General features: G+C 71.0%; 23 protein-coding genes. 14 read left to right on the top strand and 9 right to left on the bottom strand.

Going from position 1 to position 22,657, the window contains the following annotated elements; all coding sequences use genetic code 11:
• The first annotated feature begins 37 nt into the window (after window positions 1-37).
• Entirely contained in the window at window positions 38-1,240 is a 1,203-nt protein-coding gene (locus tag E4M00_RS09425) for a fumarylacetoacetate hydrolase family protein (RefSeq protein ID WP_135120228.1), read from the top strand.
• Between the two features lie 14 nt (window positions 1,241-1,254).
• On the top strand, window positions 1,255-2,796 hold the full coding sequence (locus E4M00_RS09420; RefSeq protein WP_135120227.1) for an aldehyde dehydrogenase (NADP(+)): 1,542 nt from the start codon (window positions 1,255-1,257) through the stop codon (window positions 2,794-2,796).
• Between the two features lie 52 nt (window positions 2,797-2,848).
• On the opposite strand, the gene E4M00_RS09415 is transcribed toward E4M00_RS09420, so the two are convergent.
• Window positions 2,849-3,604 (bottom strand): DeoR/GlpR family DNA-binding transcription regulator, encoded by a 756-nt coding sequence (locus E4M00_RS09415; RefSeq protein ID WP_135120226.1) that lies wholly within the window; start codon window positions 3,602-3,604, stop codon window positions 2,849-2,851.
• A 48-nt stretch (window positions 3,605-3,652) separates the two neighbouring features.
• On the opposite strand from E4M00_RS09415, the gene E4M00_RS09410 reads away from it, so the two are divergent.
• Complete coding sequence (locus E4M00_RS09410) at window positions 3,653-4,030, top strand: DUF4406 domain-containing protein (protein WP_135120225.1); 378 nt, start codon at window positions 3,653-3,655, stop codon at window positions 4,028-4,030.
• A 55-nt stretch (window positions 4,031-4,085) separates the two neighbouring features.
• Here E4M00_RS09410 and E4M00_RS09405 read toward each other — a convergent pair whose 3' ends face one another.
• From E4M00_RS09405 to E4M00_RS09390, 4 genes are read right to left on the bottom strand one after another with little or no spacing between them, the layout of a single operon-like run.
• A complete protein-coding gene (locus E4M00_RS09405) occupies window positions 4,086-5,087 on the bottom strand; it encodes a sugar kinase (protein ID WP_135120224.1) in 1,002 nt (333 codons plus the stop codon).
• Entirely contained in the window at window positions 5,087-5,695 is a 609-nt protein-coding gene (locus E4M00_RS09400; protein ID WP_240036981.1) for a bifunctional 4-hydroxy-2-oxoglutarate aldolase/2-dehydro-3-deoxy-phosphogluconate aldolase, read from the bottom strand. Before E4M00_RS09400 ends, E4M00_RS09405 begins: the two co-directional genes overlap by 1 nt.
• Window positions 5,692-6,450, bottom strand: a complete 759-nt coding sequence (locus E4M00_RS09395; RefSeq protein ID WP_135120222.1) for an SDR family oxidoreductase — start codon at window positions 6,448-6,450, stop codon at window positions 5,692-5,694. The genes E4M00_RS09400 and E4M00_RS09395 overlap by 4 nt, the downstream gene beginning before the upstream one ends.
• Window positions 6,447-7,475 (bottom strand): zinc-dependent alcohol dehydrogenase, encoded by a 1,029-nt coding sequence (locus E4M00_RS09390; RefSeq protein WP_135120221.1) that lies wholly within the window; start codon window positions 7,473-7,475, stop codon window positions 6,447-6,449. The genes E4M00_RS09395 and E4M00_RS09390 overlap by 4 nt, the downstream gene beginning before the upstream one ends.
• 194 nt (window positions 7,476-7,669) lie before the next feature.
• On the opposite strand from E4M00_RS09390, the gene E4M00_RS09385 reads away from it, so the two are divergent.
• Window positions 7,670-8,641, top strand: a complete 972-nt coding sequence (locus E4M00_RS09385; protein ID WP_135120220.1) for an aldo/keto reductase — start codon at window positions 7,670-7,672, stop codon at window positions 8,639-8,641.
• Between the two features lie 4 nt (window positions 8,642-8,645).
• On the opposite strand, the gene E4M00_RS09380 is transcribed toward E4M00_RS09385, so the two are convergent.
• Window positions 8,646-9,413 (bottom strand): FadR/GntR family transcriptional regulator, encoded by a 768-nt coding sequence (locus tag E4M00_RS09380; RefSeq protein WP_135120219.1) that lies wholly within the window; start codon window positions 9,411-9,413, stop codon window positions 8,646-8,648.
• 86 nt (window positions 9,414-9,499) lie between these two features.
• Here E4M00_RS09380 and E4M00_RS09375 point away from each other — a divergent pair, with 86 nt between their 5' ends.
• The 5 genes from E4M00_RS09375 (at window position 9,500) to E4M00_RS09355 (ending at window position 15,113) form a co-directional block, all read left to right on the top strand.
• Window positions 9,500-10,402 carry an amidohydrolase family protein gene (locus E4M00_RS09375; protein WP_135120218.1) on the top strand — a complete coding sequence of 301 codons (903 nt, stop codon included), beginning with the start codon at window positions 9,500-9,502 and terminating at the stop codon, window positions 10,400-10,402.
• Window positions 10,403-10,416: 14 nt separating this feature from the next.
• On the top strand, window positions 10,417-11,262 hold the full coding sequence (locus tag E4M00_RS09370) for a fumarylacetoacetate hydrolase family protein (RefSeq protein WP_135120552.1): 846 nt from the start codon (window positions 10,417-10,419) through the stop codon (window positions 11,260-11,262).
• Window positions 11,259-12,041: an SDR family NAD(P)-dependent oxidoreductase gene (locus E4M00_RS09365; protein WP_135120217.1), complete on the top strand. Its 783-nt coding sequence runs from the start codon at window positions 11,259-11,261 to the stop codon at window positions 12,039-12,041. Before E4M00_RS09370 ends, E4M00_RS09365 begins: the two co-directional genes overlap by 4 nt.
• Entirely contained in the window at window positions 12,038-12,361 is a 324-nt protein-coding gene (locus tag E4M00_RS09360) for an L-rhamnose mutarotase (protein ID WP_135120216.1), read from the top strand. Before E4M00_RS09365 ends, E4M00_RS09360 begins: the two co-directional genes overlap by 4 nt.
• 97 nt (window positions 12,362-12,458) lie before the next feature.
• Window positions 12,459-15,113, top strand: a complete 2,655-nt coding sequence (locus E4M00_RS09355) for a phosphoenolpyruvate carboxylase (RefSeq protein ID WP_135120215.1) — start codon at window positions 12,459-12,461, stop codon at window positions 15,111-15,113.
• Here E4M00_RS09355 and E4M00_RS09350 read toward each other — a convergent pair.
• Window positions 15,110-16,018: a J domain-containing protein gene (locus tag E4M00_RS09350; RefSeq protein ID WP_204772984.1), complete on the bottom strand. Its 909-nt coding sequence runs from the start codon at window positions 16,016-16,018 to the stop codon at window positions 15,110-15,112. The genes E4M00_RS09355 and E4M00_RS09350 overlap by 4 nt on opposite strands.
• A 186-nt stretch (window positions 16,019-16,204) precedes the next feature.
• Complete coding sequence (locus tag E4M00_RS09345) at window positions 16,205-16,558, bottom strand: ArsR/SmtB family transcription factor (RefSeq protein ID WP_056169882.1); 354 nt, start codon at window positions 16,556-16,558, stop codon at window positions 16,205-16,207.
• 108 nt (window positions 16,559-16,666) lie between these two features.
• Between E4M00_RS09345 and E4M00_RS09340 the strand changes: the two genes are divergently transcribed.
• The 5 genes from E4M00_RS09340 to E4M00_RS09320 all read left to right on the top strand — a co-directional run bounded on the left by E4M00_RS09340 (window position 16,667) and on the right by E4M00_RS09320 (window position 21,894).
• Window positions 16,667-18,028, top strand: coding sequence for an FAD-dependent oxidoreductase (locus E4M00_RS09340; RefSeq protein ID WP_135120214.1), 1,362 nt, complete (start codon window positions 16,667-16,669; stop codon window positions 18,026-18,028).
• Between the two features lie 28 nt (window positions 18,029-18,056).
• Window positions 18,057-18,467 carry an arsenate reductase ArsC gene (locus E4M00_RS09335; protein WP_135120213.1) on the top strand — a complete coding sequence of 137 codons (411 nt, stop codon included), beginning with the start codon at window positions 18,057-18,059 and terminating at the stop codon, window positions 18,465-18,467.
• Between the two features lie 179 nt (window positions 18,468-18,646).
• Window positions 18,647-19,666, top strand: coding sequence for a PHP domain-containing protein (locus tag E4M00_RS09330; RefSeq protein ID WP_135120212.1), 1,020 nt, complete (start codon window positions 18,647-18,649; stop codon window positions 19,664-19,666).
• 84 nt (window positions 19,667-19,750) lie between these two features.
• Complete coding sequence (locus tag E4M00_RS09325; protein ID WP_135120211.1) at window positions 19,751-20,095, top strand: hypothetical protein; 345 nt, start codon at window positions 19,751-19,753, stop codon at window positions 20,093-20,095.
• Window positions 20,096-20,232: 137 nt separating this feature from the next.
• Entirely contained in the window at window positions 20,233-21,894 is a 1,662-nt protein-coding gene (locus E4M00_RS09320; protein ID WP_135120210.1) for a molybdopterin-dependent oxidoreductase, read from the top strand.
• Window positions 21,895-21,947: 53 nt separating this feature from the next.
• On the opposite strand, the gene E4M00_RS09315 is transcribed toward E4M00_RS09320, so the two are convergent.
• Window positions 21,948-22,505 carry an NADPH-dependent FMN reductase gene (locus E4M00_RS09315; protein WP_135120209.1) on the bottom strand — a complete coding sequence of 186 codons (558 nt, stop codon included), beginning with the start codon at window positions 22,503-22,505 and terminating at the stop codon, window positions 21,948-21,950.
• Window positions 22,506-22,657 lie beyond the last annotated feature (152 nt).

The raw sequence follows: 22,657 nt of genomic DNA, 5'->3' as shown, positions 1-22,657 counted from the left end.
CCGACCACGAACACCGACCTCGACCGACTGGAGCAGCATGACCACGACATGGCCAACGGATGCGAGCGGGCTGCTGCCCGACGACGGCTACGCCGGCACCCTCGCGGGCCGGGCCTGGCTCCCCGACGCCGAGGGGCGCCCCGGCCACTCCGGCCCCGTGGTGGTGGCGATCCGCGCCGACGGCGTCGTCGACGTGTCGGCGCACTTCCCGACGATGCACGCCCTGACCGAGCAGGCCGATCCTGCGGCCGCACTGGCCGCGGCATCCGGACCCGAGATCGGAACCCTCGACGAACTCGCGGCCAACACCCCGCCCGAGACCCGCGACGAGACGCGGCCATGGCTGCTCTCGCCCATCGACCTGCACGTCGTGAAGGCGGCCGGGGTGACGTTCCCGGTGTCGATGATCGAGCGGGTGATCGAGGAGAGGGCTCGCGGCGATCAGGACGCCGCGGCCGTCATCCGTTCCGAGATCCTCGAGACCATCGGCGGCTCGCTCGATGCGCTCCGCCCCGGGTCGGAGGAGGCCTCGGCGCTCAAGACCCTGCTGCTGGAGCGCGGCTGGTGGAGCCAATACCTCGAGGTCGGCATCGGCCCCGACGCCGAGGTGTTCACCAAGGCGCCGGTGCTCTCGACCGTCGGCCCGCTCGTCGACGTGGGCGTGCACCCGGCCTCGCAGTGGAACAACCCGGAGCCGGAGGTGGTGCTCGTTGTGAGTTCCGACGGCCGCATCGTGGGGGCGAGTCTCGGCAACGACGTGAACCTGCGCGACATCGAGGGTCGCAGCGCCCTGCTGCTCGGCAAGGCCAAGGACAACAACGCCTCGGCCTCGGTCGGTCCGTTCGTTCGCCTCTTCGACGCGAGCTATAACCTCGACGCCCTGCGCGCCTCTGTCGTGCGCCTCTCGATCGACGGGGAGGACGGCTACCGTCTCGACGGCCACAGCGAGCTCGCCCGCATCAGCCGCGACCCCGCCGACCTCGTCGAGCAAGTGGTGGGGGCACACCACCAGTACCCCGACGGCTTCGTGCTGTACCTCGGCACGATGTTCGCGCCGGTCGACGACCGTGATGTGGCCGGCCGCGGGTTCACCCATCACGACGGCGACCTCGTGCGCATAGCGGAGCCCAGGCTCGGTGCCCTCGTCAACCGCGTGCGCTCGAGCACCGAGGCGGCACCGTGGACCTTCGGCATCGACGCCCTCTACCGATCCCTCACCACGCGCGGCCTGCTGCGCTGAACCCGGAAGAACCCATGACATCGCAGAACAGCCTCTCCGGCACTCTCGCCGGCACTCTCGTCAGCACCGACCCGCGCACGGGCGAGGCCCACCCGACGGGCACGACTCCGACCTCGGTCGAGGCGACGGATGCCGCCGTGCAGGCGGCCCAGGCCGCCTTCGAGCGCGCCCGCTGGAACGAGCGCGGCTGGCGCGCCGGTCTTCTCGAGGCCCTCGCTGACGGTCTCGACGCCCGGCGGGCCGAGCTCGTCGCCATCGCCGACCGTGAGACCGGGCTCGGCACGGCACGCCTCGACGGCGAGGTGTCCCGCAGCGCCTTCCAGTTCCGGCTGTTCGCCGAGGCCCTCCGCGACGGCGGCTACCTCGAGGTGACGATCGACCATGGCGGCGCCACGGCTCTCGGGCCCGCCCCCGAGCTGCGCCGGATGCTGGTGCCGATCGGCCCCGTGGCCGTGTTCGGCTCGAGCAACTTCCCGTTCGCCTTCTCGGTCGCCGGCGGAGACACCGCCTCGGCGCTCGCCGGAGGCAACGCCGTCGTGCTCAAGGCCCACTCCTCCCACCTCGAGACCTCGGTGCTCTCGCACACGGTGCTCGCCGAGGCGGCCGCGGCGTACGGCGCCCCCGACGGCCTCATCGGCATCGTGTTCGGCACCGAAGCCGGCCGCACGCTGGTGGCGCATCCGCTCGTCACCGCCGTCGGGTTCACGGGCTCCCTCGGAGGCGGGCAGGCTCTGATGGAGATCATCGCCGCCCGCCCGGAGCCCATCCCGTTCTACGGCGAGCTGTCGAGCCTCAACCCGCTCATCATCACCGCCGGAGCAGCCTCGGCTCGCGGCACCGAGATCGCCGACGGCCTGTTCGGATCGTTCACGCTCGGCGGCGGGCAGTTCTGCACCAAGCCCGGCGTGGCCTTCGTGCCCCGGGGAACCGCTGGCGATGCCCTCGTGGCGCGCCTGGTCGAGAAGGCCGCGGCGGCATCGGCGCCCGTGCTGCTCAACGAGCGCATCTCGACCTCGTTCGACGAGATCCGTCAGCGCCTCATCGACTCGGGGCCGGTTTCCGTACTCGCGACCGGCGGCACCGCCGACGACGGCTTCACCGGAGTTCCGACCGTGCTCGGCCTCGACGCCGCAGAGCTGACGGCCGACGTCGCCGAGGAGGCCTTCGGGCCCCTTCTGGTGGTGGCGCGGTACGACGACGCGGCTCAGGTGCTGAGCGCCCTCGACGCCGTGCCGGACTCGCTGACCGCGACGATCCACAGCGAGGACGACGAGCTCGAGGCCGTCGGCATCCTGATGCGCGATCTCGCGCCGCGCGTCGGGCGCATCGTCTTCGACGGCTACCCGACCGGCGTGCGGGTGTCGTGGGCGCAGCACCACGGTGGACCGTGGCCGGCGACGAACTCGCAGCACACCTCCGTGGGCGTCAGCGCCATCCGTCGGTTCCTGCGTCCGCTGGCGTTCCAGGACGCCCCGGCCGCCCTGCTGCCGACGGACCTGCGTGACGAGGCCACGGGCATCCCGCGACGCATCGACGGCAAGCTCGTCACCGACTGACCGAACGCTCGACGGGACGTTCGACGGGACGGCCCTCGGGTCGGGGCGGCTCTCAGGCCGAGAGCACCTCGTGGCCACGACCGCGGAGGTCGGTCACGGTCGGGTCGTCGTCGGCGGCATCCGTGATCACGCCCGCCACCTCGCTCAGGGCGAGCACGGCGAACCGAGAGGCCGCCCCGATCTTTTCGGAACTCGCGAGCACCCAGGTCTCGGCCGACCGACGGGAGAGGAGTCGCTTCATCGCGGCCTCGTCGGCGTCGTCGGTGGTGAGACCGGACTCTGCGTGCACGCCCGTGACGCCGAGGAGGAACAGGTCGGCGTTCACTCCGGCTGCCGCCTCGGCCGCCGCCGCGCCGCTCGTCACTGCGGAGTGCTTGAACACTCGTCCGCCGATCATGAAGATCTCGATGTCGGGCAGGTGGATCAGGGCGCTCGCGACGGTCGGACTGTGCGTGACGATGGTGGCGCGCAGGTCGCCGGGCAGCGCCCGGGCGACGGCGAGGGCCGTCGTGCCCCCGTCGAGGATCACGGTCGAGCCCGGGCGGATCAGCTCGGCCGCGGCTCTGCCGATGCGCGCCTTCGCATCCACGGAGATGGTCCCGCGGGTGGCGTAGTCGGCTATCGCCGGCGAGACGGGGAGGGCTCCGCCGTACACGCGTTGCGAGAGTCCGGCGGCCGCGAGTTCACGGAGATCGCGGCGCATGCTGTCGTCGGAGATGCCCAGCTCGCGGGCCAGGTCCTTCGCCACGATCTTGCCGTCGCGCTCGAGCCGGGCCACGAGGAAGTCGCGTCGTTCAGCAGCCAACATCCGTGTTTCTCCTTGATTAAGCGCGTTTATCCCCATTATAGTGACGGCATGACGACACCACTGCTCATTCTCATCGCCGGACCCTACCGCTCGGGCACCGACGACCAGCCCGCTGCCCTCGCCGCCAACCTGGCCCGCCTCGAGGAGGCCGCGTGGCCGATCTTCCAGGCCGGGCACATCCCGATGATCGGCGAATGGGTGGCTCTGCCGGTTCTGCGCGGAGCTGGAGGCGAGGGCGTGGCGGATCCCCTTGCCGCGGGCATCATGTACCCGACGGCCGAGCGACTGCTGCAGCACTGCGATGCCGTGCTGCGACTGCCGGGCGCCTCGGCCGGCGCCGATCAGGACGTGGCGATCGCGCGCGAGCGCGGCCTGCCTGTGTACCACTCCGTCGCCGAGATCCCGGCGGTGTCGCAGGCGGCTTGACGCCCGGCCGCTGCCGGCCGCTTCCGGCCGCTCCCGGCCCTGTCTGTCGGCGCTGTCAGCGGCTGACGGGGTCGGCTCCGTCGGGGCGCTCGAGCTCGGTCCGCGACGGGAAGCCCTCCCAGTCGCCCGGGTGCAGGCACGCCGCAGCTCCCGTGCGCACGGCGAGGTCGAGGCGATCCGCCACGCTGCCGCCGCGCAGCAGCTCGGCCAGGTAGCCCGCCACGAAGGCGTCTCCGGCTCCCACGGTGTCGACGACCGGGACCGCCACGGCGGCGCGCCCGGTGAGTTCGCCGTCGCGGAGGGCGACGGCTCCGCGCTCGCCGAGCTTCACCACCACCTCGGCCGGCCCGAGCGCGGCGAGAGCTCGCGCCAGGGCCTCGGGGTCGCCGGGGGCCAGGCCCGTCACCAGCGCCGCCTCATCGGCTCCGGCGAACACGATGCTGCTGCGCGCGGCGAGCGAGCGGTAGGTCTCGGATGCCTCGCCGTCACCGGTGCCGGCCCACAGCGCTGAGCGATGGTTGACGTCGAAGGAGACGGGGATGCCGGCATCCGTCGCCCGATCGAGAACGGCGTCGATGGTCGCTCGTGCGGTCGGCGACAGGGCGGGGGTGATGCCCGTGATGTGCAGCAGCGCGAAGTCGGCGATGTCGACGGCGTCGAGGTCGCTTGGGCTCAGGCGGCTCCCGGCGCTGCCCGCGCGGTAGTAGGTCACGGCGGTGCGCCCGGCCGACGGGGACTCCTTGATGAGCAGGCCGGTCGCGGCCATCGTGTCGACCGGCGCCACGACGGTCACGCCCTCGGCGCGGAGCTCCCGCACGATGCGGCGGCCGAGTCCGTCGTCGCCCACGCGGCCGAGCCAGGTGACCGGGGTTCCGAGCCGGGCGAGTCCGATGGCGACGTTGCCCTCCGCCCCGCCCGTGCCGACGGCGAGATCGCCGAGGTGGGCCAACGAGCCGATCTCGCGGGTGCGCAGAACGCCCAGGCCTTCGCCGAGGGTGAGCACGGCGGATGCCGCAGCCGGTGCCGCGACCCCACCAGGTTCGACGACCCCGGCCATCACGGCACCAGCTCGGTCGCCGCGCGGCTGAGCCGGGCGATCTCGTCGAAGTCACGCGCAGCGATGAGCTCCCGCGTGGCCATCCAGCTGCCGCTCACGGCGAAGACGGTCGGAGAGGCGAGGTAGTCCGGCGCGTTCTCGGGCGTGACTCCGCCGCTCGGGAGGAAGCGCACCCCGGGGAAGGGTCCGGAGAGGGCGCGGATGAGGTCGAGCCCGCCGAGGGGGCCGGCCGGGAAGAGCTTCAGTCGATCGAGCCCGAAGCGGAGGGCGCGCTGCACCTCTGTGGCGGTGGCGACCCCGGGCAGCACGTCGACGCCGAGCTCGAGAGCCCGCTCGACCACGTCGTCGGCGAGGCCCGGACTCACCACGAAACGTGCACCGGCATCCACCACCCGATCGACGTCGGCGGCGGTGAGCACGGTGCCCGCCCCCACGGTGAAATCGTGAACGTCGGAGGCGGCCTCGATGGCGCGGAGGCCGGCCTCGGTGCGCAGCGTGATCTCGGCACAGCCGATGCCTCCGCGCAGCAGGGCGGAGGCGAGATCGGGCGCGAGTCCGGGGTCGTCGATGACGATCACGGGTACGAAGCGCTGGCCGACGAGGCTCATCGTCCGAGCCATCCGCCGTCGACGGGGAGCACGATGCCCGAGACGTAGTCCGAGGCCGGTGCGGCCAGGAACACCGTGGCACCGGCGATGTCGTCGGGGTCGCCCCATCGGCCGGCCGGGATGCGGTCGAGGATGGCGCGCGAGCGATCGGCATCCGCCCTCAAGGCCTGCGTGTTGTCGGTCGCGATGTAGCCGGGCGCGATGCCGTTCACGGTGATGCCGCGGGCCGTCCACTCGTTGGCGAGGGCCTTCACGAGGCCGGCCACGCCGGACTTCGCCGCCGCGTAGCCCGGAACGTTGATGCCGCCCTGGAAGCTCAGCAGGCTCGCGGTGAAGATGATCTTGCCGCGACCTCGCTCCAGCATCCCGTTCGCCACGGCTTGAGTGAGCACGAACTGGCTCGAGAGGTTCACCTCGAGAACCCGATCCCAGAGGGCGAGCGGATGCTCCGCAGCAGGGGCGCGCTCGATGGTGCCGGCGTTGTTCACCAGGATGTCGATCGACCGCCCGCGCAGCTCGTCGCCGAGGGCGACCACGGCCTCGCGATCGGCGAAGTCGACGGCGCGGGCCTCGAAGGTGCGGCCGTGCGACTCGACGACGGCGCCGATGGCGCTGCCCTCCTCCTCGATGGTGGCGCTCACGCCGATGATGTCGGCTCCCGCCTCGGCCAGCGCCGACGCCATGGCGAAGCCGATGCCGCGCTTGGCCCCGGTGACGACGGCGGTGGTTCCGCTGAGGTCGAAGAGGGCGCTCATGCGGGCTGCCCGGCCTGGACGTCGACGAGCACCTTCATCGCCCGGCCGCCCTGCAGGTCGTCGAAGGCCGCGCGCGTCTCGGAGAGCGGCACGATCTTGGAGATCAGCACGGCGCTCGGGATCGTGCCGTCGGCCACGAGCTCGACCGCACGCTCGAAGTCGGTGCGCTGGTACACCCGCGCACCGAGCAGGCGCAGTTCCCTCCAGAACACGCGCTGCAGGTCGATCTCGCGTGGCGTCGGGTGGATGGCGACCACGACGATGGTGCCGCGCACCTTGGCGAGGGCCGTGGCGCCGAGAACGGCGGCGGCAGCACCCGAGACCTCGAACACGACGTCGGCTCCGGCCCCGGCCGTCCACTCCTCCATCCAGGCCACCTGGTCGGTCTCGCGCGGGTCGAGAGTGGCGAAGCCCAACGCCTCGATCTGGGCGCGACGGTTCGGGTCGAGCTCGATCACCGCCACCTCGGCGCCGAAGGCCCGGGCCACCGTGGCGATCAGCACGCCGATCGGGCCGCCGCCGATCACGACGGCCTTCTCGCCGGGCGCGACCTCCGAGCGGCGCACGTCGTGCACGGCGACGGCGACGGGTTCGACGAGGGCCGCGGCGTCGAGGGCGATGCCTGCGGGGAGTGCCACGAGGGTGGCTGCCGGCACGTTCCAGAGCGCCTGCAGCGCGCCGGGGGAGTCGATGCCGATGAAGTCGAGGTTCTGGCAGATGTGCTGGTTGCCGGCGAGGCAGGCCGGGCAGGTGCCGTCCCAGTCCAGCGGCATCACCGTCACGGCATCACCGACATCCCAGCCGTCGACGCCGGCTCCGACGGCCGCGATCGTGCCGCTCATCTCGTGACCGAACACCAGCGGCGTCTGAACGCGGGCGTCCATGGAGCCGTGCAGGATGTGCAGGTCGGTGCCGCAGAGGCCCACGTAGGAGACCCGGATCTGCACCTGCCCTGCGTCCGGAGCCTGCGGCTCCGCCTCGGCGATGGCGATCGTGGAATCGCCTGTGTAAGCGGCGGTCAACATTGAGCCTCCTGGGCAGTGATCTGACGAATCGAGCAGATCCAGCGTGCCTTCTGGCCCGGCGGCATCCTCGATGTCGGGTGATTCACCCAATCAATTGGGCGAGTACCACTTGATTATCGCAGAGAAATGGTCTTTTGGAACCAATTGATCTAATCTTTAGGGGCACCCTTGCCCGTCGCTGTGGAGGTTCCTCGATGTTGAGTCGCACGTTGAGGTCGGCCCTGCCCCTCACCGAACTCGGGATGGGCGCCGCCCAGCTCGGCAACCTCTATCGGGAGACGACGGATGCCGAGGCCCGCGCAGCGGTCGACGCCGCATGGGATGCCGGCATCCGCTACTTCGACACGGCACCGCACTACGGACTGGGCCTCTCGGAACGCCGCCTCGGCCCTGCCCTGGCCGACCGCCCGCGGGACGAGTACGTGCTGTCGACGAAGGCGGGTCGCCTCCTCGTGCCGAGCGGGTATCCGGAGGGCACCATGGACGACGGCGGCTTCGCCGTGCCGGCCACGGTGCGCCGCGAGTGGGACCTGAGCCGCGACGGCATCCGACGGTCGGTGCACGGGAGCCTCGAGCGGCTCGGCCTCGACCGCATCGACATCGCCTACCTGCACGACCCCGACGATCACGGGCAGGAGGCCCACGCAGAGGCCATCCCCGCGCTCATCGAGCTGCGCGAGGAGGGCGTGGTGCGCGCCGTCGGCGCCGGCATGAACCAGTCGGCGATGCCGGCCGAGTTCGTGCGCCGCCACGATGTCGACGTGATCATGCTGGCCGGTCGATACACCCTGCTCGAACAGGGTGCTCTCGACGAGCTGTTGCCGCTCGCCGAGGAGCGCGGTGTCGGGATCGTGGCCGCCGCCGTCTACAACTCCGGGCTCCTGTCGCAGCCGCGTCCGCCCGCGAACGCCCTGTACGACTACGCCCCGGCTCCGGCCGAGCTGATCGCGAAGGCCAACGCCATCGCCGACGTCTGCGAGGAGTTCGGCATCACGCTGCCCGAGGCGGCCATCGCCTATCCGCTGCGGCATCCGGCGGTCGTCTCGGTGGTCGTCGGAATGCGCACGGCGGAGCAGGTGCGCGGAACGGCCGAGCGCTACGAGCGCGAGATCCCGGCGGAGTTCTGGGCGGCACTCGACGACCGCGGCCTGGTGCGCCGTGGCTGAGCGGTCAGCCCGCGCCGCCGCCGTCAGCCTCGGCAGCGGCATCCGTCTCGCCGAAGTGCATCGCGGTGGACTCCTCGACTCCGAGCACGTGCACCGACATGCGGATGCGCGCGCGATCGGGATCGCGGGCGATCAGGGCGTCGAGGATGGCACGGTGCTCCCGCTGGGTCTCGCGCACGGCTCCGTGCTCGTGGATGGCGCGCCACAGCCGGGCTCGGGCCGTGCGCCCGACGAGGGCCTCGATGATCGCCGCGAACGCCGGGTTGCCGCTGGCGTGCGCGATGAGGCGGTGGAAGTCGGTGTCGACGTCGATGGTGGCCTCGAGGTCCATGCCCGGCTCGTCGGCGAGCAGCGCGTCGCCGCGGTCGAGGATGCGCCCGGCAGCCTCGAGGTCGGCATCGCTCATGTTCAGGGCGGCGTGGGCGGCCGCCTCCGGCTCGAGCACGCGACGAACCCCGAGCAGGTGCACGCTGTTCTCGGGCGACTGCAGGTCTGCCAGGAAGCCGAGCGGCTCGAACAGCTGGCTCGGCCCGAGATCGGTGACGTAGGTGCCGTCGCCCTGCCTGGTCTCGAGCACGCCCAGCACCACGAGAGCGCGCACGCCCTCGCGCAGCGATCCGCGCGAGACCCCGAGCATGGCGCACAGGTCCTTCTCGACCGGAAGCCTGGCTCCGGCGACGAGGCGACCGCTGGTGAGCATCTCGCGGATGCCGTCGATCACCACGTTCGACTGCGAACGCGGCGTCTCGCCGTCTGCGGTGCGTGTGGCCATGGGCACATCCTAGGCTGGCGCCGCGTTGCTGAGCCGACAGTCATCAGATCTTTGCCCATCACCGCACATGAGACGAGGGGGCGCCCGTGAGCGTCATCATCGATTCGCACCAGCACGTCTGGGACCTGAACCGGGCCGAGTACGCGTGGTTGGGTCCGGATGCCGGCATCCTGCATCGCTCGATCCCGATGGAGGAGGTGCTGCCGTCGTTCGCCGCAGCCGGGATCACAGGAAGCGTCCTGGTGCAGTCGGCCGACAACGACGAGGACACCGAGTACATGCTCGAGGTCGCGCGGCGCTCGCCGCAGGTGCTGGGGGTCGTCGGCTACGTTCCGCTGCACGAGCCCGACCGGGCGGCCCAGCGTCTCGCCGAACTGCAGCGTGAGCCGCTGTTCTGCGGCGTGCGCAACCTCATCCACGACCGCAGCGACCCGAACTGGCTCCTGCGCGACGATGTCGACGCGACCCTCGGCCTGCTCGAGGAGGCTGGAGTGCCGTTCGACGTCGTGGGCGTGCTGCCGGAGCACCTGCAGGCAGTCGTCGCGATCTCGGAACGGCATCCGCGGCTCCGCATCGTTCTCGATCACCTCAACAAGCCGCCGATCGGCGCTGCCGACGACGAGCCGTGGCGGTCGCTTCTCGCCCGGGCCGCCGAGAACCCCCTCGTCTTCGGCAAGGTCTCCGGTCTGTACTCCGCCGTCGGCGACCCGGCGGACTGGACCGTCGACGGCATCCGCCCGGTCTTCGATCACGCCCTCGAGGTGTTCGGCCCCGATCGCCTGCTGTACGGCGGCGACTGGCCGGTCTCGCTCATCGCCGGCGGCTACGCCAGGGTGTTCGCCGGCATCGCCGGGCTGCTCGCCGACCTCGACGAGAGCGAACGGGCGCGCATCCTCGCCGGCAGCGCCGTCGACTTCTACTCCCTCGACCTCGCACTCCCCGACTCCAGCACCGCCCCCGCCACCGACCTCCAGGAGGAGACCTCGTGACCACCAGCACTCCCATCAGCCTCGCCCGCCTCGGCGAGGCGGGCTCCGAGATCCCCGTCGTTCAGGTCGACGGCCGCACCCTCGACGCCCGCAGCGTCACGGACGACTTCGACGGCGCGTTCCTCGCCGCCGACGGCATCGCCCGCCTGCGCGCGGCGCTCACCGACCTGCCCGAACTCGAGGGTGCTGCCGACCAGCGGGTCGGCGCCCCCATCGCGCGGCCGGGCAAGATCGTCTGCATCGGCCTCAACTACCGAGACCACGCCGAGGAGACCGGGGCCGCCCTCCCGGCCGAGCCCGTGATCTTCATGAAGGATGCGACGACCATGGTCGGCCCCTTCGACGACGTGCTCATCCCACGCGGATCGGAGAAGACCGACTGGGAGGTCGAGCTCGGCGTCGTGATCGGCACGACGGCCCGCTACCTGGACTCGCCCGATGACGCCCTCGCCCACGTGGCCGGATACGCGGTCTCGCACGACGTGTCGGAGCGCGAGTTCCAGCTCGAGCGCGGCGGCCAGTGGGACAAGGGCAAGAGCTGCGAGACGTTCAACCCCTTCGGACCCGAGCTCGTCCCGGCCGATCAGGTCGGCGACCCGCAGGCGCTCGGGCTGCGGCTCAGCGTGAACGGCACCGTCCGACAGGACGGCACCACAGCCAACATGCTCTTCTCCGTGGCGCACGTCATCTGGTACGTGAGCCAGTTCATGGTGCTGCATCCGGGAGACGTCATCAACACGGGCACCCCGGCCGGCGTCGCCCTCGGCATCGAGGGCAACCCCTACCTGCGTGCCGGCGACGTGGTCGAGCTCGAGATCGACGGTCTCGGCAGCGCACGACAGACGCTGGTGCAGGCATGAGCGCCGCGGGAGTGAGCGCCGGGGAGTTCGACGGCCTCGTCGCCCTCGTGACGGGCGGCGCCTCGGGCATCGGCCTGGCGACGGCGCAGACGCTCGCCGACCGTGGAGCCCGCGTGGCCGTGCTCGACCGCGCCATCGACGGGCTGCCCGAGCCGCTGCACGGCTTCGTCGCAGACGTGTCGGACCGCGACTCGGTGAACCTGGCCGTCGCAGCCATCGCCGACGCCCTCGGCGGCATCGACATCGTCGTGAACAACGCCGGCATCAGTGCCGTCGGCACGGTCGAGGAGAACGACGACGCCGAGTGGGCGCGCGTGCTCGACATCAACGTGGTCGGCATGGCGCGCGTGACAGCAGCAGCCCTGCCCTTCCTGCGGGCGTCGGATGCCGCTGCCATCGTGAACCTGTGCTCCATCGCCGCGCTCAACGGCCTCCCGCAGCGCGCCCTCTATGCGGCGTCGAAGGGCGCCGTGCTCGCGCTGACGTACGCGATGGCCACGGATCACGTCGGCGACGGCATCCGTGTGAACTGCGTCAGCCCCGGCACCGTCGCGACTCCCTTCGTCGATCGGATGCTGGCCGGCTTCGCCGACCCGGCCGCAGAGCGAGCCGCCCTCGACGCGCGGCAGGCGACGGGCCGCATGGTCGAGCCCGTCGAGGTGGCGGCCGCGATCGCCTACCTCGCCAGCCCGCTCTCGGGCTCGACGACGGGTACGGCGCTCGAGGTCGACGGCGGCGTCACGCACCTGCGCGTGCGCGCAGCGGCGGCACGCTCGTGAAGCGGCTCGCCTCCGTCATCGGCATGCCGCCGGAGAACGTCGAGGAGTACGAACGCCTGCACGCCGCCGTCTGGCCCGCGGTGCTCGACAGGCTCACCCGCAGCAACGTCACGAACTACTCGATCTACCGCCACGGCGACGTGCTGTTCTCCTACATGGAGTACGTCGGCAATGACTTCGAGGCCGACATGGCCGCTATCGCCGCCGACCCCGCGACGCAGGAGTGGTGGGCCGTGTGCGAGCCGCTGCAGCGACCGTTCGCCGATCGTGCCGAGGGCGAGTGGTGGAAGGACATCCCGGAGGTCTTCCACCTCGACTGAGGTTCGCGCCGTGGGCCCGCGGCATCCGGAGCCCCACGGTGTCAGCGGAAGACGCACGCGAAACATGACGTACACGGGAAGGCCGTAGTCTCGGCGAGTGACTTTCATCTCGACGCCCCTGGAAGAACCCGGCCGCGACGTGGTGCGAGGCGGTGTTGCCGACGCTCTGCGCTCCGACGTGAGCCTGCTCGGCAGCCTGCTCGGCCGCATCCTCACCGAGGCCGGCGGGCCCGAACTGCTGCACGACGTCGAGAGCCTGCGGGGCCTCGCGATCGAGGCCTACGAGGGCGACGGGCGCGTCTCCATCGAGGCGGCCGAGGAGCTCGTCGAGTCGTTCACGCCCACCCGCGCCGAGCAGGTGGCGCGGGCGTTCACCGTCTACTTCCACCTCGTCAACCTCGCCGAGGAGCACCACCGTGTGCGCGTGCTGCGCTCGCGTGACACGTCGAAGACGGATGCCGCCAGCGACACCCTCCCCGGAGCCCTCGCCCGCCTCGTCGACGAGGTCGGCGCCGACGAGGCCGCTGCCCGCCTGCAGGGGCTTCGCTTCCACCCCGTGCTGACCGCGCACCCGACGGAGGCGCGGCGCCGGGCCGTGGCATCCGCGATCCGCCGCATCTCGGAGCAGCTCGACCGCCACGACGTGGTGCGCCCCGACAGCTCGGCGGCCATCGAGGTGCACCGCCGGATGCTCGAGGAGATCGACACCCTGTGGCGCACGTCGCCGATTCGTACGACCCGTCCCACGCCGCTCGACGAGGTGCGCACGGCGATGAGCATCTTCGACCAGACACTGTTCGAGGTCGTCCCGCGGGTCTACCGCATGCTCGACGACGCCCTGCAGCCCGACGCCGCCGGGGTCGCGCCCGCTGCGGCACCCGCGTTCATGCGCCTCGGAACCTGGATCGGCGGCGACCGCGACGGCAATCCGTTCGTCACGGCCGACACCACCCTCGAGGCCGCCCGCATCGCCTCGGAGCACGTGCTGTTCGGGCTGGAACGGGCGGCGACGCGCATCGGTCGCACGCTGACGATCGACTCCAGCGACACTCCGGCATCCGCTGATCTGAAGGCGCTGTGGGAGCGCCAGAGCGAACTGGCGGCTGCCGTGGCCTCGCAGATCGGAACACGAGCCCCGCACGAGCCGCACCGCCGCGTGCTGCTCGTCGTGGCGTCTCGCATCGCCGCGACGCGAACGGGCGACGAGGCTCTCGCCTACAGCGGACCCGAGGAGCTGATCGCCGAACTGCGGGTCATCCAGAGCTCGCTCAGTGCCGGCGGCGCACGCCGCAGCGCCTACGGTGAGCTGCAGGCGCTGGTGTGGCAGGTGCAGACCTTCGGGTTCCACCTCGCCGAGCTCGAGGTGCGCCAGCACTCCAAGGTGCACCGCGAGACTCTCGCCGAGGTACGCGCCGGCGGCGAACTGGGCGAGATGAGCCAGGAGGTGCTCGCCGTCTTCCGCACCATCAAGACGCTGCAGGACACCTACGGTGTGAACGCCTCGCGCCGCTACATCGTCTCGTTCACCCAGAGTGCGGAGGATCTCGCCACCGTCTACGAGCTGGCGGATGCCGCCCTCGGGGCCGATGCCCCCGTGCTCGACGCCGTGCCGCTGTTCGAGACCTTCGCCGACCTCGAGGCCTCGGTCGACATCCTGAACGGCATGCTCGAGCTCCCGGCCGTGCAGGCCCGCCTCGCCGCGACGGGTCGCAAGGTCGAGGTGATGCTCGGCTACTCCGACTCCTCGAAGGACGTCGGACCCGTGGCTGCAGCCCTCGCACTCGACACCGCCCAGGCCCGCATCTCGGAGTGGGCCGCCGAGAACGACATCGTCCTCACCCTGTTCCACGGACGCGGCGGAGCCCTGGGACGCGGAGGTGGACCGGCCAACGAGGCCGTGATGGCCCAGCCTCCCGGATCGGTCGACGGACGCTTCAAGCTCACCGAGCAGGGCGAGGTCATCTTCGCGCAGTACGGCGACCAGTCCATCGCCGAGCGCCACATCGAGCAGATGGCCTCCGCCGCGCTGCTCGCATCGGCCCCGGCGAACGAGGAGGCCAACCGGGCGGCTGCGGCGGAGTTCCGCTCGCTCGCCGACCGCCTCGACGAGACCTCGCGCGAACGCTTCTTCGAGCTGGTGAAGGCCGACGGCTTCGCGCCCTGGTTCGCGCAGGTCACCCCCATGGAGGAGATCGGGCTGCTGGCCCTCGGCTCTCGCCCAGCCCGCCGCGGACTCTCGGTGGAGTCGCTCGAAGACCTGCGGGCCATTCCGTGGGTGTTCTCGTGGACCCAGGCGCGCATCAACCTCACCGGCTGGTTCGGTCTCGGCACGGCCCTCAAGGCCGTCGGCGACATCGACGAGCTGCGGGCCGCCTATGCGCGCTGGCCGCTGTTCGCCGCGATGATCGACAACGTCGAGATGTCTCTGGCGAAGACGGATGTGCGCCTCGCCGAGCGCTATCTCGCCCTGGGCTCCCGCGACGACCTGCGCGATCTCGTGCTCGACGAGATGGCTCTCACCCGTGAATGGGTGCTGCGCACGAGTGGCAACTCCGAGCTGCTCGAGCGCCGTCCGGTGCTGCAGCGCGCCGTGCGCCTGCGCAGCCCGTACGTCGACGCGCTCTCCCTGCTTCAGCTGCGGGCGTTGCGCGCCCTGCGATCGGCTGAGGGGTCGGATGCCGCAGCCGAGCCTCTGCGGTTGCTGCTCTTCACGGTCAACGGCGTCGCCGCCGGACTGCAGAACACCGGCTAGGAGCCGGAGGCGGCGGGGTCGGTGTCGGTGGTCCCAGGGCCGCCGGTGCCGGTGCCGGGGCTGGTACTGGCGCGGTGCGTCCGTGCCTCCTGCCGCGACCGACCGACGAGCACGAGCGCGAGGAACGGGCTCGCGGTCACGAACGCCGCGAACGACGTGAACACGAGGGTGCTGAACGTGAACGGCGCCGAGATGATCGCCGAGGCGATGAACGCCAGCACGACGGCGCCTGCCAGCGCCACTCCCACGCGGCCCAGCCAGGGCACGCCTGTCGCGGCATACCCCGCGCACGACGCCACGGCGAGCAGACAGACGAGCTCGGCCACGAGCATCACGGGCAGGAACCAGTCCGAGTGCGGCGGAATGCCGAAGCTGCCGGGCGAGAGTCCCACCGCGTTGCTGGAGAACACCAATGCCACCAGCGCCGCGATGACGATCACGACTCCCCGCACGACGGCCCGCTGCCGCCGCGTGGCCTCGCGCGTGGCGTGGTCGGGCCGCGTCATCCAGATTCCGTCGTCATCTGCACGGGGTGGTCCGTAGTCGCCCGACGCCGGCGCGCGGTGCGAGGTCCCCGAGGCGCGAGGCGCTGGGTTGTCGTCGACGTGCGGAGGGCGGGTGGCCGAGGAGGCTCCGGATGCCGGAGGCCCGTGTCCCGGCCCAGGTCCACCTGCGCGTCCGCCGTACAGCCGGAGCACCTCGTAGGCCTCGGTCAGGCGGATGAAGCGGGCCGCGGCATCAGTCTGCTGCTTCGGTGTTCCGCCGGCGAACCGATCGGGGTGCGCGAGGCGGGCTCGCGCGTTGTACGCCGCGCGGATCTCGGTCGGGGTCGCCGTCGGCGAGACGCCCAGGATCGCGGCCGCCCGCTCGGGAGTCATGGCGCCGTGGTACTGCGTGCTCGCCATTCGTCCACGCTCCCTTCGCGCCCGGAACCTCTCCAGTCTGCGGCATCCGGCGCCTCCAACGGCAGGGATAACCTCCGTTCGCCGGCCCGGACGACGTCCGAGGTCGAGGCGCTCTCCCGGCCCGACACCTGCCCGACATGTTTCGGGCGGTCGCTGCGCTCGGCCCTCACCGAGCGGTGCGCGACCTCAGGCGCTGACGAGCAGGCGAGCCACGGAGTCGAGCGCCCCCGGCACGAGCGCGAAGTACGCCCAGGTGCCGCGCTGCGTGCGGCTGAGGAACCCGGCGTCGACGAGCACCTTGAGGTGATGCGACACCGTCGGCTGGCTGAGTCCGACAGGTTCGGTCAGGTCGCAGGCACAGGCCTCCTGGCCCTCGGATGCCGCCACGATCGAGATCAGCCGCAGCCGAGTCGGATCGGCCAGAGCCTTGAGCGACCGCGCGAGGTCATCGGCGTTGGCCGCCGTCAGGGTCTCGCGAGTGAGGGGTGAGCAGCACGCAGTGACGTCGGTCACAGGAAGGAGGCTGATCGTCTGCGACATACCGCGAGTCTAGAGGATATTGACATCCATCGATATAGAGCGGGATACTTCATATCGACAGCCATCGATATAGCCCTGCTGCTCCAGCCGCCAGATCCAGGAGATGCCATGACCCTGCTCGACCTCACGCCGACCGTGCGGCGGTCGCCGCGGCTCGACGGCCTGCCGGTCGCCATCATCGGCGCCGGACCGATCGGCCTGGCGGCGGCAGCGCACCTGGTCGAGCGCGGCATCGATTTTGTGGTCTTCGAGAGTGGTCCGGCGTCGGCGGCGAGCATCGCGTCGTGGCGGCACATCCGCCTCTTCTCGCCATGGGAGCACCTCGTCGATCCCGCGGCCCGGCGTCTCCTGGAGGCGACCGGCTGGGCTCCGCCCGCCGTCGGCGTCGCCCCCTACGCAGGCGAGCTCGTCGACGAGTACCTGTCGCCGCTCGCGGCCCTCGAGCCGATAGCCTCGCGCCTCCGCACCGACACGACGGTGCTGTCGGTCTCGCGGGAGGGGATGGACCGCACCCGCTCGCTGGGCCGCGCCGGCACGCCGTTCGTCCTGCGACTCGCGACGGCAGACGGCGTCTCGGAGCTGACGGCTCGAGCTGTCATCGATGCATCCGGAACCTTCGAGCACCCGAACAGCCTGGGTTCGAGCGGTCTCGACCCCCTCGGCTACGACGCCGTACGCGCGTCGATCAGCGCCGCCCTCCCCGACGTGCTCGGCGCGGAGCGGTCGCGGTTCGCCGGTCGTCACACCATCGTCGTCGGCGCGGGCCACTCGGCCGCGAACACCCTCATCAACCTCGCCAAGCTCGCTCGGGAGGAGCCCGGCACCCGGGTGACCTGGCTCATCCGCAATCCCGCGGCGGCGCGGGTGTCGACATCGGATGCGGACGGCCTGCCCGGCCGCGCCTCGCTGGGTCAGCGCGTCGAACGCCTCATCGCCTCCGGAGCCGTCGAGCGCGTCGAGAGCTTCGAGATCGTGCGTCTCGCGGCGACGGATGCCGGTGTCGCCATCACCGGACGTCGCCCCGACGGCGAGACGACCCTGCACGCCGACGTGGTCGTGAACGCGACGGGGTTCCGGCCGGACCTCGACATGTTGCGCGAGATCCGCCTCGACCTCGACGAGGTCGTCGAGGCGCCCCGCCGCCTGGCGCCCCTCATCGACCCGAACGTTCACAGCTGCGGCACCGTCGAGCCGCACGGCTTCGCCGAACTCCAGCAGCCGGAGCCGAACTTCTTCCTCGCCGGCATGAAGAGCTACGGGCGCGCCCCCACCTTCCTGCTCGCGACGGGCCACGAGCAGGTGCGCTCCATCGTGGCCTGGCTCGACGGCGACCTGGCGGAGGCATCGCGCGTGCACCTTCAGCTTCCGGCTACCGGCGTGTGTTCCACTGGGGTGCCTGCCGACTCGACCGCGGACTCCTTCTCCGACGCCCCGCGGGCCGCAGCCGCACCCGCATCCTGCTGCTCCTGACCCCCCCCGATCGAAAGCGAACCCCATCGTGACCACCACCCCCTCCGTGCTCTTCGTCTGCGTGCACAACGCCGGTCGCTCGCAGATGGCCGCCGGCTACATGTCAGCGCTGTCGGGCGGACGCGTCGAGGTGCTCTCGGCCGGGTCGGAGCCCAAGGACCAGATCAACCCGATCGCCGTGCAGGCCATGGCCGAGGAGGGCATCGACATCGCCGACAACGTGCCGAAGATCCTGACGACGGATGCCGTGCGAGACTCCGACGTCGTCATCACGATGGGCTGCGGCGACACCTGCCCGATCTTCCCCGGCAAGAGGTACGAGGACTGGGAGCTCGACGATCCGGCCGGCCAGTCGATCGAGGCCGTGCGCCCGATCCGCGACGACATCAAGGCCCGCATCCGGACCCTGCTCGGCGAACTGCTGCCCGATCTGGCCTGAGCCCGCGCCTCATCTACGCTCCCGTCGTCGCGCAATTCAGGCTCGATCGGACGACACGCGGCTGGCCGACGCCGACATGCCGGGGCGGAACGAATCGGGCCTGAATTGCGCGGTGGCGTGCGCCGCCGTCCCAGCGCAACCCGTAGCGCTCCCACCCCCGCGACGGCGAGGATGGCGGGATGGACCCCGTCGAAGCCCTCGAGGAGATCGCGTTCAGGCTCGAGCGCGAACTCGCCTCCCGCTACAAGTCGAAGGCGTTCCGCAAGGCCGCCGGTATCATCGAGCCGCTGGGCGCCGCCGAGGTGGCGGCGCAGGTGGCCGACGGTCGGCTGAAGCGCACGGCCGGCATCGGCGCGACCACCTACACCGTCATCGAGCAGGCGACCGATGGCCGAGTGCCCGACTACCTCGCCGACCTGCGCGAGCGCGATGCGGCGACGGATGCGCCTCCCGGGTCGCTCCGCACCAAGCTGCGCGGCGACCTGCACAGCCACACCGAGTGGTCGGACGGCACGACGAGCATCGAGACGATGGCCCGTGCCGCCGAGGCGCTCGGGCACGAGTACCTCGTGATCAGCGACCACTCGCCGAACCTCAAGGTGGCCCGCGGGCTCACGGCGGAGCGGCTCGCCGAGCAGCTGGAGATCATCGAGGCGCTCGACGTGCATGGCAGCGGCATCCGTCTGCTCACCGGAATCGAGGTCGACATCCTCGTCGACGGAACCCTCGACCAGACGCCCGAGATGCTCGGCCAGCTCGACATCGTCGTCGCCTCGGTGCACTCGAAGCTGCGTGCGGATGCCGCCACGATGACGAGACGGATGCTGGGCGGCGTCACGAACCCGCGCACGAACGTGCTCGGCCACTGCACCGGGCGCCTCGTGCAGGGCTCGCGCGGAACCCGGCCGCAGTCGGAGTTCGACGCCCGGCGCGTGTTCGAGGCGTGCGCCGAGAACTCGGTGGCGGTGGAGATCAACTCGCGGCCGGAGCGGCAGGACCCGCCCGACGACCTGATCGCCCTGGCGTTGGAGATCGGCTGCCTGTTCAGCATCGACAGCGATGCGCATGCGCCCGGGCAGCTCGGGCTGCTCGACCTGGGAGCGGCGCGGGCGGAGAAGGCCGGGGTGCCGGCGGACCGCGTGGTGAACACCTGGCCGGCGGAGAAGCTGCTGGAGTGGGCGCGGCCCGCCTCGCGCTGAGGACGCCGCTCACCGAAGTGGCCGCGCAACCGCGCCCGCGCCCTGCACCTACCGGTCGACTCCGAACGCGCGTACCGTCGTGCCATGAGCAACCTCATCGAGAGACTGGCTGAATCCGTGCCCGGCTGGGGTGCGAGATTGGCGTATGGCGACAAGACCACGCTCGACGGGCACGAGATCCTGCCGGTCGCCGTGGTCGTCTTCGGCTTCGGCGGCGGCGAGGGGTCCGGCGACATCCCGGATGCCGACAAGCGGGGCGAAGGCAGTGGCGGCGGCGGAGGCGGGTACGCGCTGCCGATCGGCGCCTACGTCGGCGGACCCGACGGGCCGACGTTCCGGCCGAATCCGATCGCCATGATGGCCGTCGCGATTCCGCTGGTCACGGCGATCGGGTTGGCGCTGGCTCGCCTCAGTCGCACAACGGACTGAAGCCGGCGCCCGAACGAGCTCGACCCGGCCAGCGCGTGCCCGCCGCGCCATCCCTTCGCCCATCCGTTCGCCCTCCCGCTCCGAACACTCTCTAGCGGGTGATCTGTCTCCCGCGACGAGCGGATGCGGAGACCGACATGGCGAACGACAAGCGCCACCCCCGGAAGCGGTTCTGGGCCTGGAGCGCGCTCGCCGGACTCGTGAGCGCCGCGGCCTTCCTGGCCTCGGCCGAACTCGTGGCCCTCATCTTCGCTCGCGAGGGCAGCCCCATCCTGGCCGTCGGATCGTTCGTGATCGACATCGTTCCGCGCTGGGCCAAGGAATTCGCCATCGAGACCTTCGGCGCCAACGACAAGCTCTTCCTGCTGCTCGGCCTCGCCTTCGGGGTGGCCGTCGCTGCCGCCGTCGCCGGTGTGCTGCAGTTCCTGCGCCCGCCGCTCGGCGTCATCGCGCTCGGCCTCGCGGGCGTGCTCTCGACAGCGGCCATCGTGACCCGCGCCGGCGCCACGGCTCTCGCCTGGCTGCCGCCGGTCGTCGGCACCATCGTGGGCTCTCTCCTCCTCTGGCTGCTCGTGACCAAGCTCCGCTCGTGGCGCGACGACGTGGTGGCGTCGCGCCGCGATGCGGTTTCGATGACGGATGCCGCAGGCGCCGGCCCCGTGGCATCCGATAGCCCCGCGGCATCCGGACCGGCATCCGCGACCCAGACGACCCCCGCCCAGAAGGGTCCGCTCGATCGCCGCAGCTTCTTCCGCCTGCTCGGCATCACGGCGGCCGGCGCTGCCATCGTGGGCGTCGGCGCCCGCGTCGTGAACGTGACGACGGGGTCCATCGATGCCGTGCGCAAGGCGCTCAAGCTGCCTGCCGCCCAGGAGAAGGTGATGGTCCCGGATGGCGCCGACCTCGACATACCCGGAATCTCGCCGCTGTACACCGGCAACAAGGACTTCTACCGCGTCGACACCGCCCTCACGGTGCCGAGCATCGATCCAGACACCTGGCGTCTCACGATCGACGGCATGGTCGGGGAGAAGATCGAGCTGAGCTTCGACGATCTCGTCGGCATGGGCCTCAACGAGTACTCGATCACTCTCACGTGCGTCTCGAACGAGGTCGGCGGCGACCTGCTCGGCACGGCGAAGTGGCTCGGCATCCCCGTGCGCGACGTGCTCGAGAAGGCGGCCCCGAAGTCGGGAGCCGACATGGTGCTCTCGCGCAGCATCGACGGCTTCACGGCCAGCACCCCGCTCGCGTCCCTCACCGACCCGAAGCTCGATGCCATCCTCGCCGTGGGCATGAACGGCGAGCCGCTGCCGCTCGAGCACGGCTTCCCCGTGCGCATGGTCGTGCCGGGCCTCTACGGCTACGTCTCGGCGACCAAGTGGCTGACCGAACTCAAGGTCACCACCTTCGCCAAGGACGAGGCGTACTGGACCCCGCGCGGGTACAGCGCGAAGGCTCCGATCAAGTTCTCGTCGCGCATCGACACCCCTCGCCTCGATAAGGCCATCGATGCCGGACCGGTCAAGGTCGCCGGTGTGGCCTGGGCCCAGACCGTGGGCATCAAGCAGGTCGACGTGAAGATCGACGACAACGACTGGCAGGCGGCGAAGCTGTCGGTGCCGGTCAACGTCGACACCTGGGTGCAGTGGTACGTCGACTGGGAGGCGACCCCCGGCACGCACTACGTCACGGTGCGGGCGACCGACAAGAACGGCAAGCAACAGGTCGAGGAGCGGGCCCCCATCGCCCCCGATGGCTCGAGCGGTCTGCAGAAGACCCTGATCAGGGTGAACTAGGCGATTTCCGAGACCGATGCCGCCAGGAGGTGACAGCGATGACGAAACGGATCTCAGCGCAGCGGCGCGAGGCCCTCGGCCAGCGCCTGCAGCTCATCGAGCTCCTTGCGGATGATCGCCGACTCCTTCTCCTGCGCGATGAAGACGCCGTCGACGACCTGCTTTCCGCCGAAGGTCAACTCGACGTTCGCGCCGACACGGATCATGCCGAGGCTGGCCAGCACCGGAAGCAGGGCGACTACACCACGGGTGCCTGAGGAGACCCCGCCGTAGCTCACGAACCCGACGGGTTTCCGCCACCACTCCTGGTTGAGGAAGTCGATCGCGTTCTTGAGCGCGGGGGAGGAGCTGTAGTTGTACTCCGGCGTGACGAAGAGGAAGGCATCCGCTGCGTCCACCCGCTCGCTCCACGCGATCGTGTGCGGCTTCGTGTACTGCCTCAGGCGCGGGTGGTTCGGCTCGTCCATGAAGGGCAGGCCGAGTTCGAGCAGGTCGACGAAATCGACGTCGAAGCCGCCGTGCTCGATCGCCTGATCGCGCACCCACTCGGCGATGGGCAACCCCACCCGGCCCGGCCGCACACTGCCGACGATGATCATCAGTCTGGTCATGGATTCCCCCTCCAACGGATGCCTCGACACTATGCCCGCGCGTCGGAACACCCGCGCGTTGCACGTCATCCGACCCTCGACAGCTGGATTAGGTAAGGCTAAGCTAACTCACGTGTCCGGTCGCCTCCACACCCCACTCCACCGACTACCCC

The sequence above is a fragment of the Orlajensenia leifsoniae genome (assembly GCF_004570845.1).
GTDB classification, from domain to species: domain Bacteria; phylum Actinomycetota; class Actinomycetes; order Actinomycetales; family Microbacteriaceae; genus Orlajensenia; species Orlajensenia leifsoniae.
This window is presented reverse-complemented; position numbering and strand designations above follow the sequence as displayed.

Excerpts from the sequence above, each read along its gene's own strand:
- E4M00_RS09350 (WP_204772984.1), bottom strand. The coding sequence starts at position 16,018 with ATGGCGAGCACGCAGTACCACGGCGCCATGACTCCCGAGCGGGCGGCC.
- E4M00_RS09415 (WP_135120226.1), bottom strand. The coding sequence starts at position 3,604 with ATGTTGGCTGCTGAACGACGCGACTTCCTCGTGGCCCGGCTCGAGCGC.
- E4M00_RS09315 (WP_135120209.1), bottom strand. The coding sequence starts at position 22,505 with ATGACCAGACTGATGATCATCGTCGGCAGTGTGCGGCCGGGCCGGGTG.
- E4M00_RS09405 (WP_135120224.1), bottom strand. The coding sequence starts at position 5,087 with ATGGCCGGGGTCGTCGAACCTGGTGGGGTCGCGGCACCGGCTGCGGCA.
- E4M00_RS09420 (WP_135120227.1), top strand. The coding sequence starts at position 1,255 with ATGACATCGCAGAACAGCCTCTCCGGCACTCTCGCCGGCACTCTCGTC.
- E4M00_RS09385 (WP_135120220.1), top strand. The coding sequence starts at position 7,670 with ATGTTGAGTCGCACGTTGAGGTCGGCCCTGCCCCTCACCGAACTCGGG.
- E4M00_RS09380 (WP_135120219.1), bottom strand. The coding sequence starts at position 9,413 with ATGGCCACACGCACCGCAGACGGCGAGACGCCGCGTTCGCAGTCGAAC.
- E4M00_RS09345 (WP_056169882.1), bottom strand. The coding sequence starts at position 16,558 with ATGTCGCAGACGATCAGCCTCCTTCCTGTGACCGACGTCACTGCGTGC.
- E4M00_RS09365 (WP_135120217.1), top strand. The coding sequence starts at position 11,259 with ATGAGCGCCGCGGGAGTGAGCGCCGGGGAGTTCGACGGCCTCGTCGCC.
- E4M00_RS09325 (WP_135120211.1), top strand. The coding sequence starts at position 19,751 with ATGAGCAACCTCATCGAGAGACTGGCTGAATCCGTGCCCGGCTGGGGT.
- E4M00_RS09340 (WP_135120214.1), top strand. The coding sequence starts at position 16,667 with ATGACCCTGCTCGACCTCACGCCGACCGTGCGGCGGTCGCCGCGGCTC.
- E4M00_RS09320 (WP_135120210.1), top strand. The coding sequence starts at position 20,233 with ATGGCGAACGACAAGCGCCACCCCCGGAAGCGGTTCTGGGCCTGGAGC.
- E4M00_RS09400 (WP_240036981.1), bottom strand. The coding sequence starts at position 5,695 with ATGAGCCTCGTCGGCCAGCGCTTCGTACCCGTGATCGTCATCGACGAC.
- E4M00_RS09410 (WP_135120225.1), top strand. The coding sequence starts at position 3,653 with ATGACGACACCACTGCTCATTCTCATCGCCGGACCCTACCGCTCGGGC.
- E4M00_RS09390 (WP_135120221.1), bottom strand. The coding sequence starts at position 7,475 with ATGTTGACCGCCGCTTACACAGGCGATTCCACGATCGCCATCGCCGAG.
- E4M00_RS09425 (WP_135120228.1), top strand. The coding sequence starts at position 38 with ATGACCACGACATGGCCAACGGATGCGAGCGGGCTGCTGCCCGACGAC.
- E4M00_RS09330 (WP_135120212.1), top strand. The coding sequence starts at position 18,647 with ATGGACCCCGTCGAAGCCCTCGAGGAGATCGCGTTCAGGCTCGAGCGC.
- E4M00_RS09395 (WP_135120222.1), bottom strand. The coding sequence starts at position 6,450 with ATGAGCGCCCTCTTCGACCTCAGCGGAACCACCGCCGTCGTCACCGGG.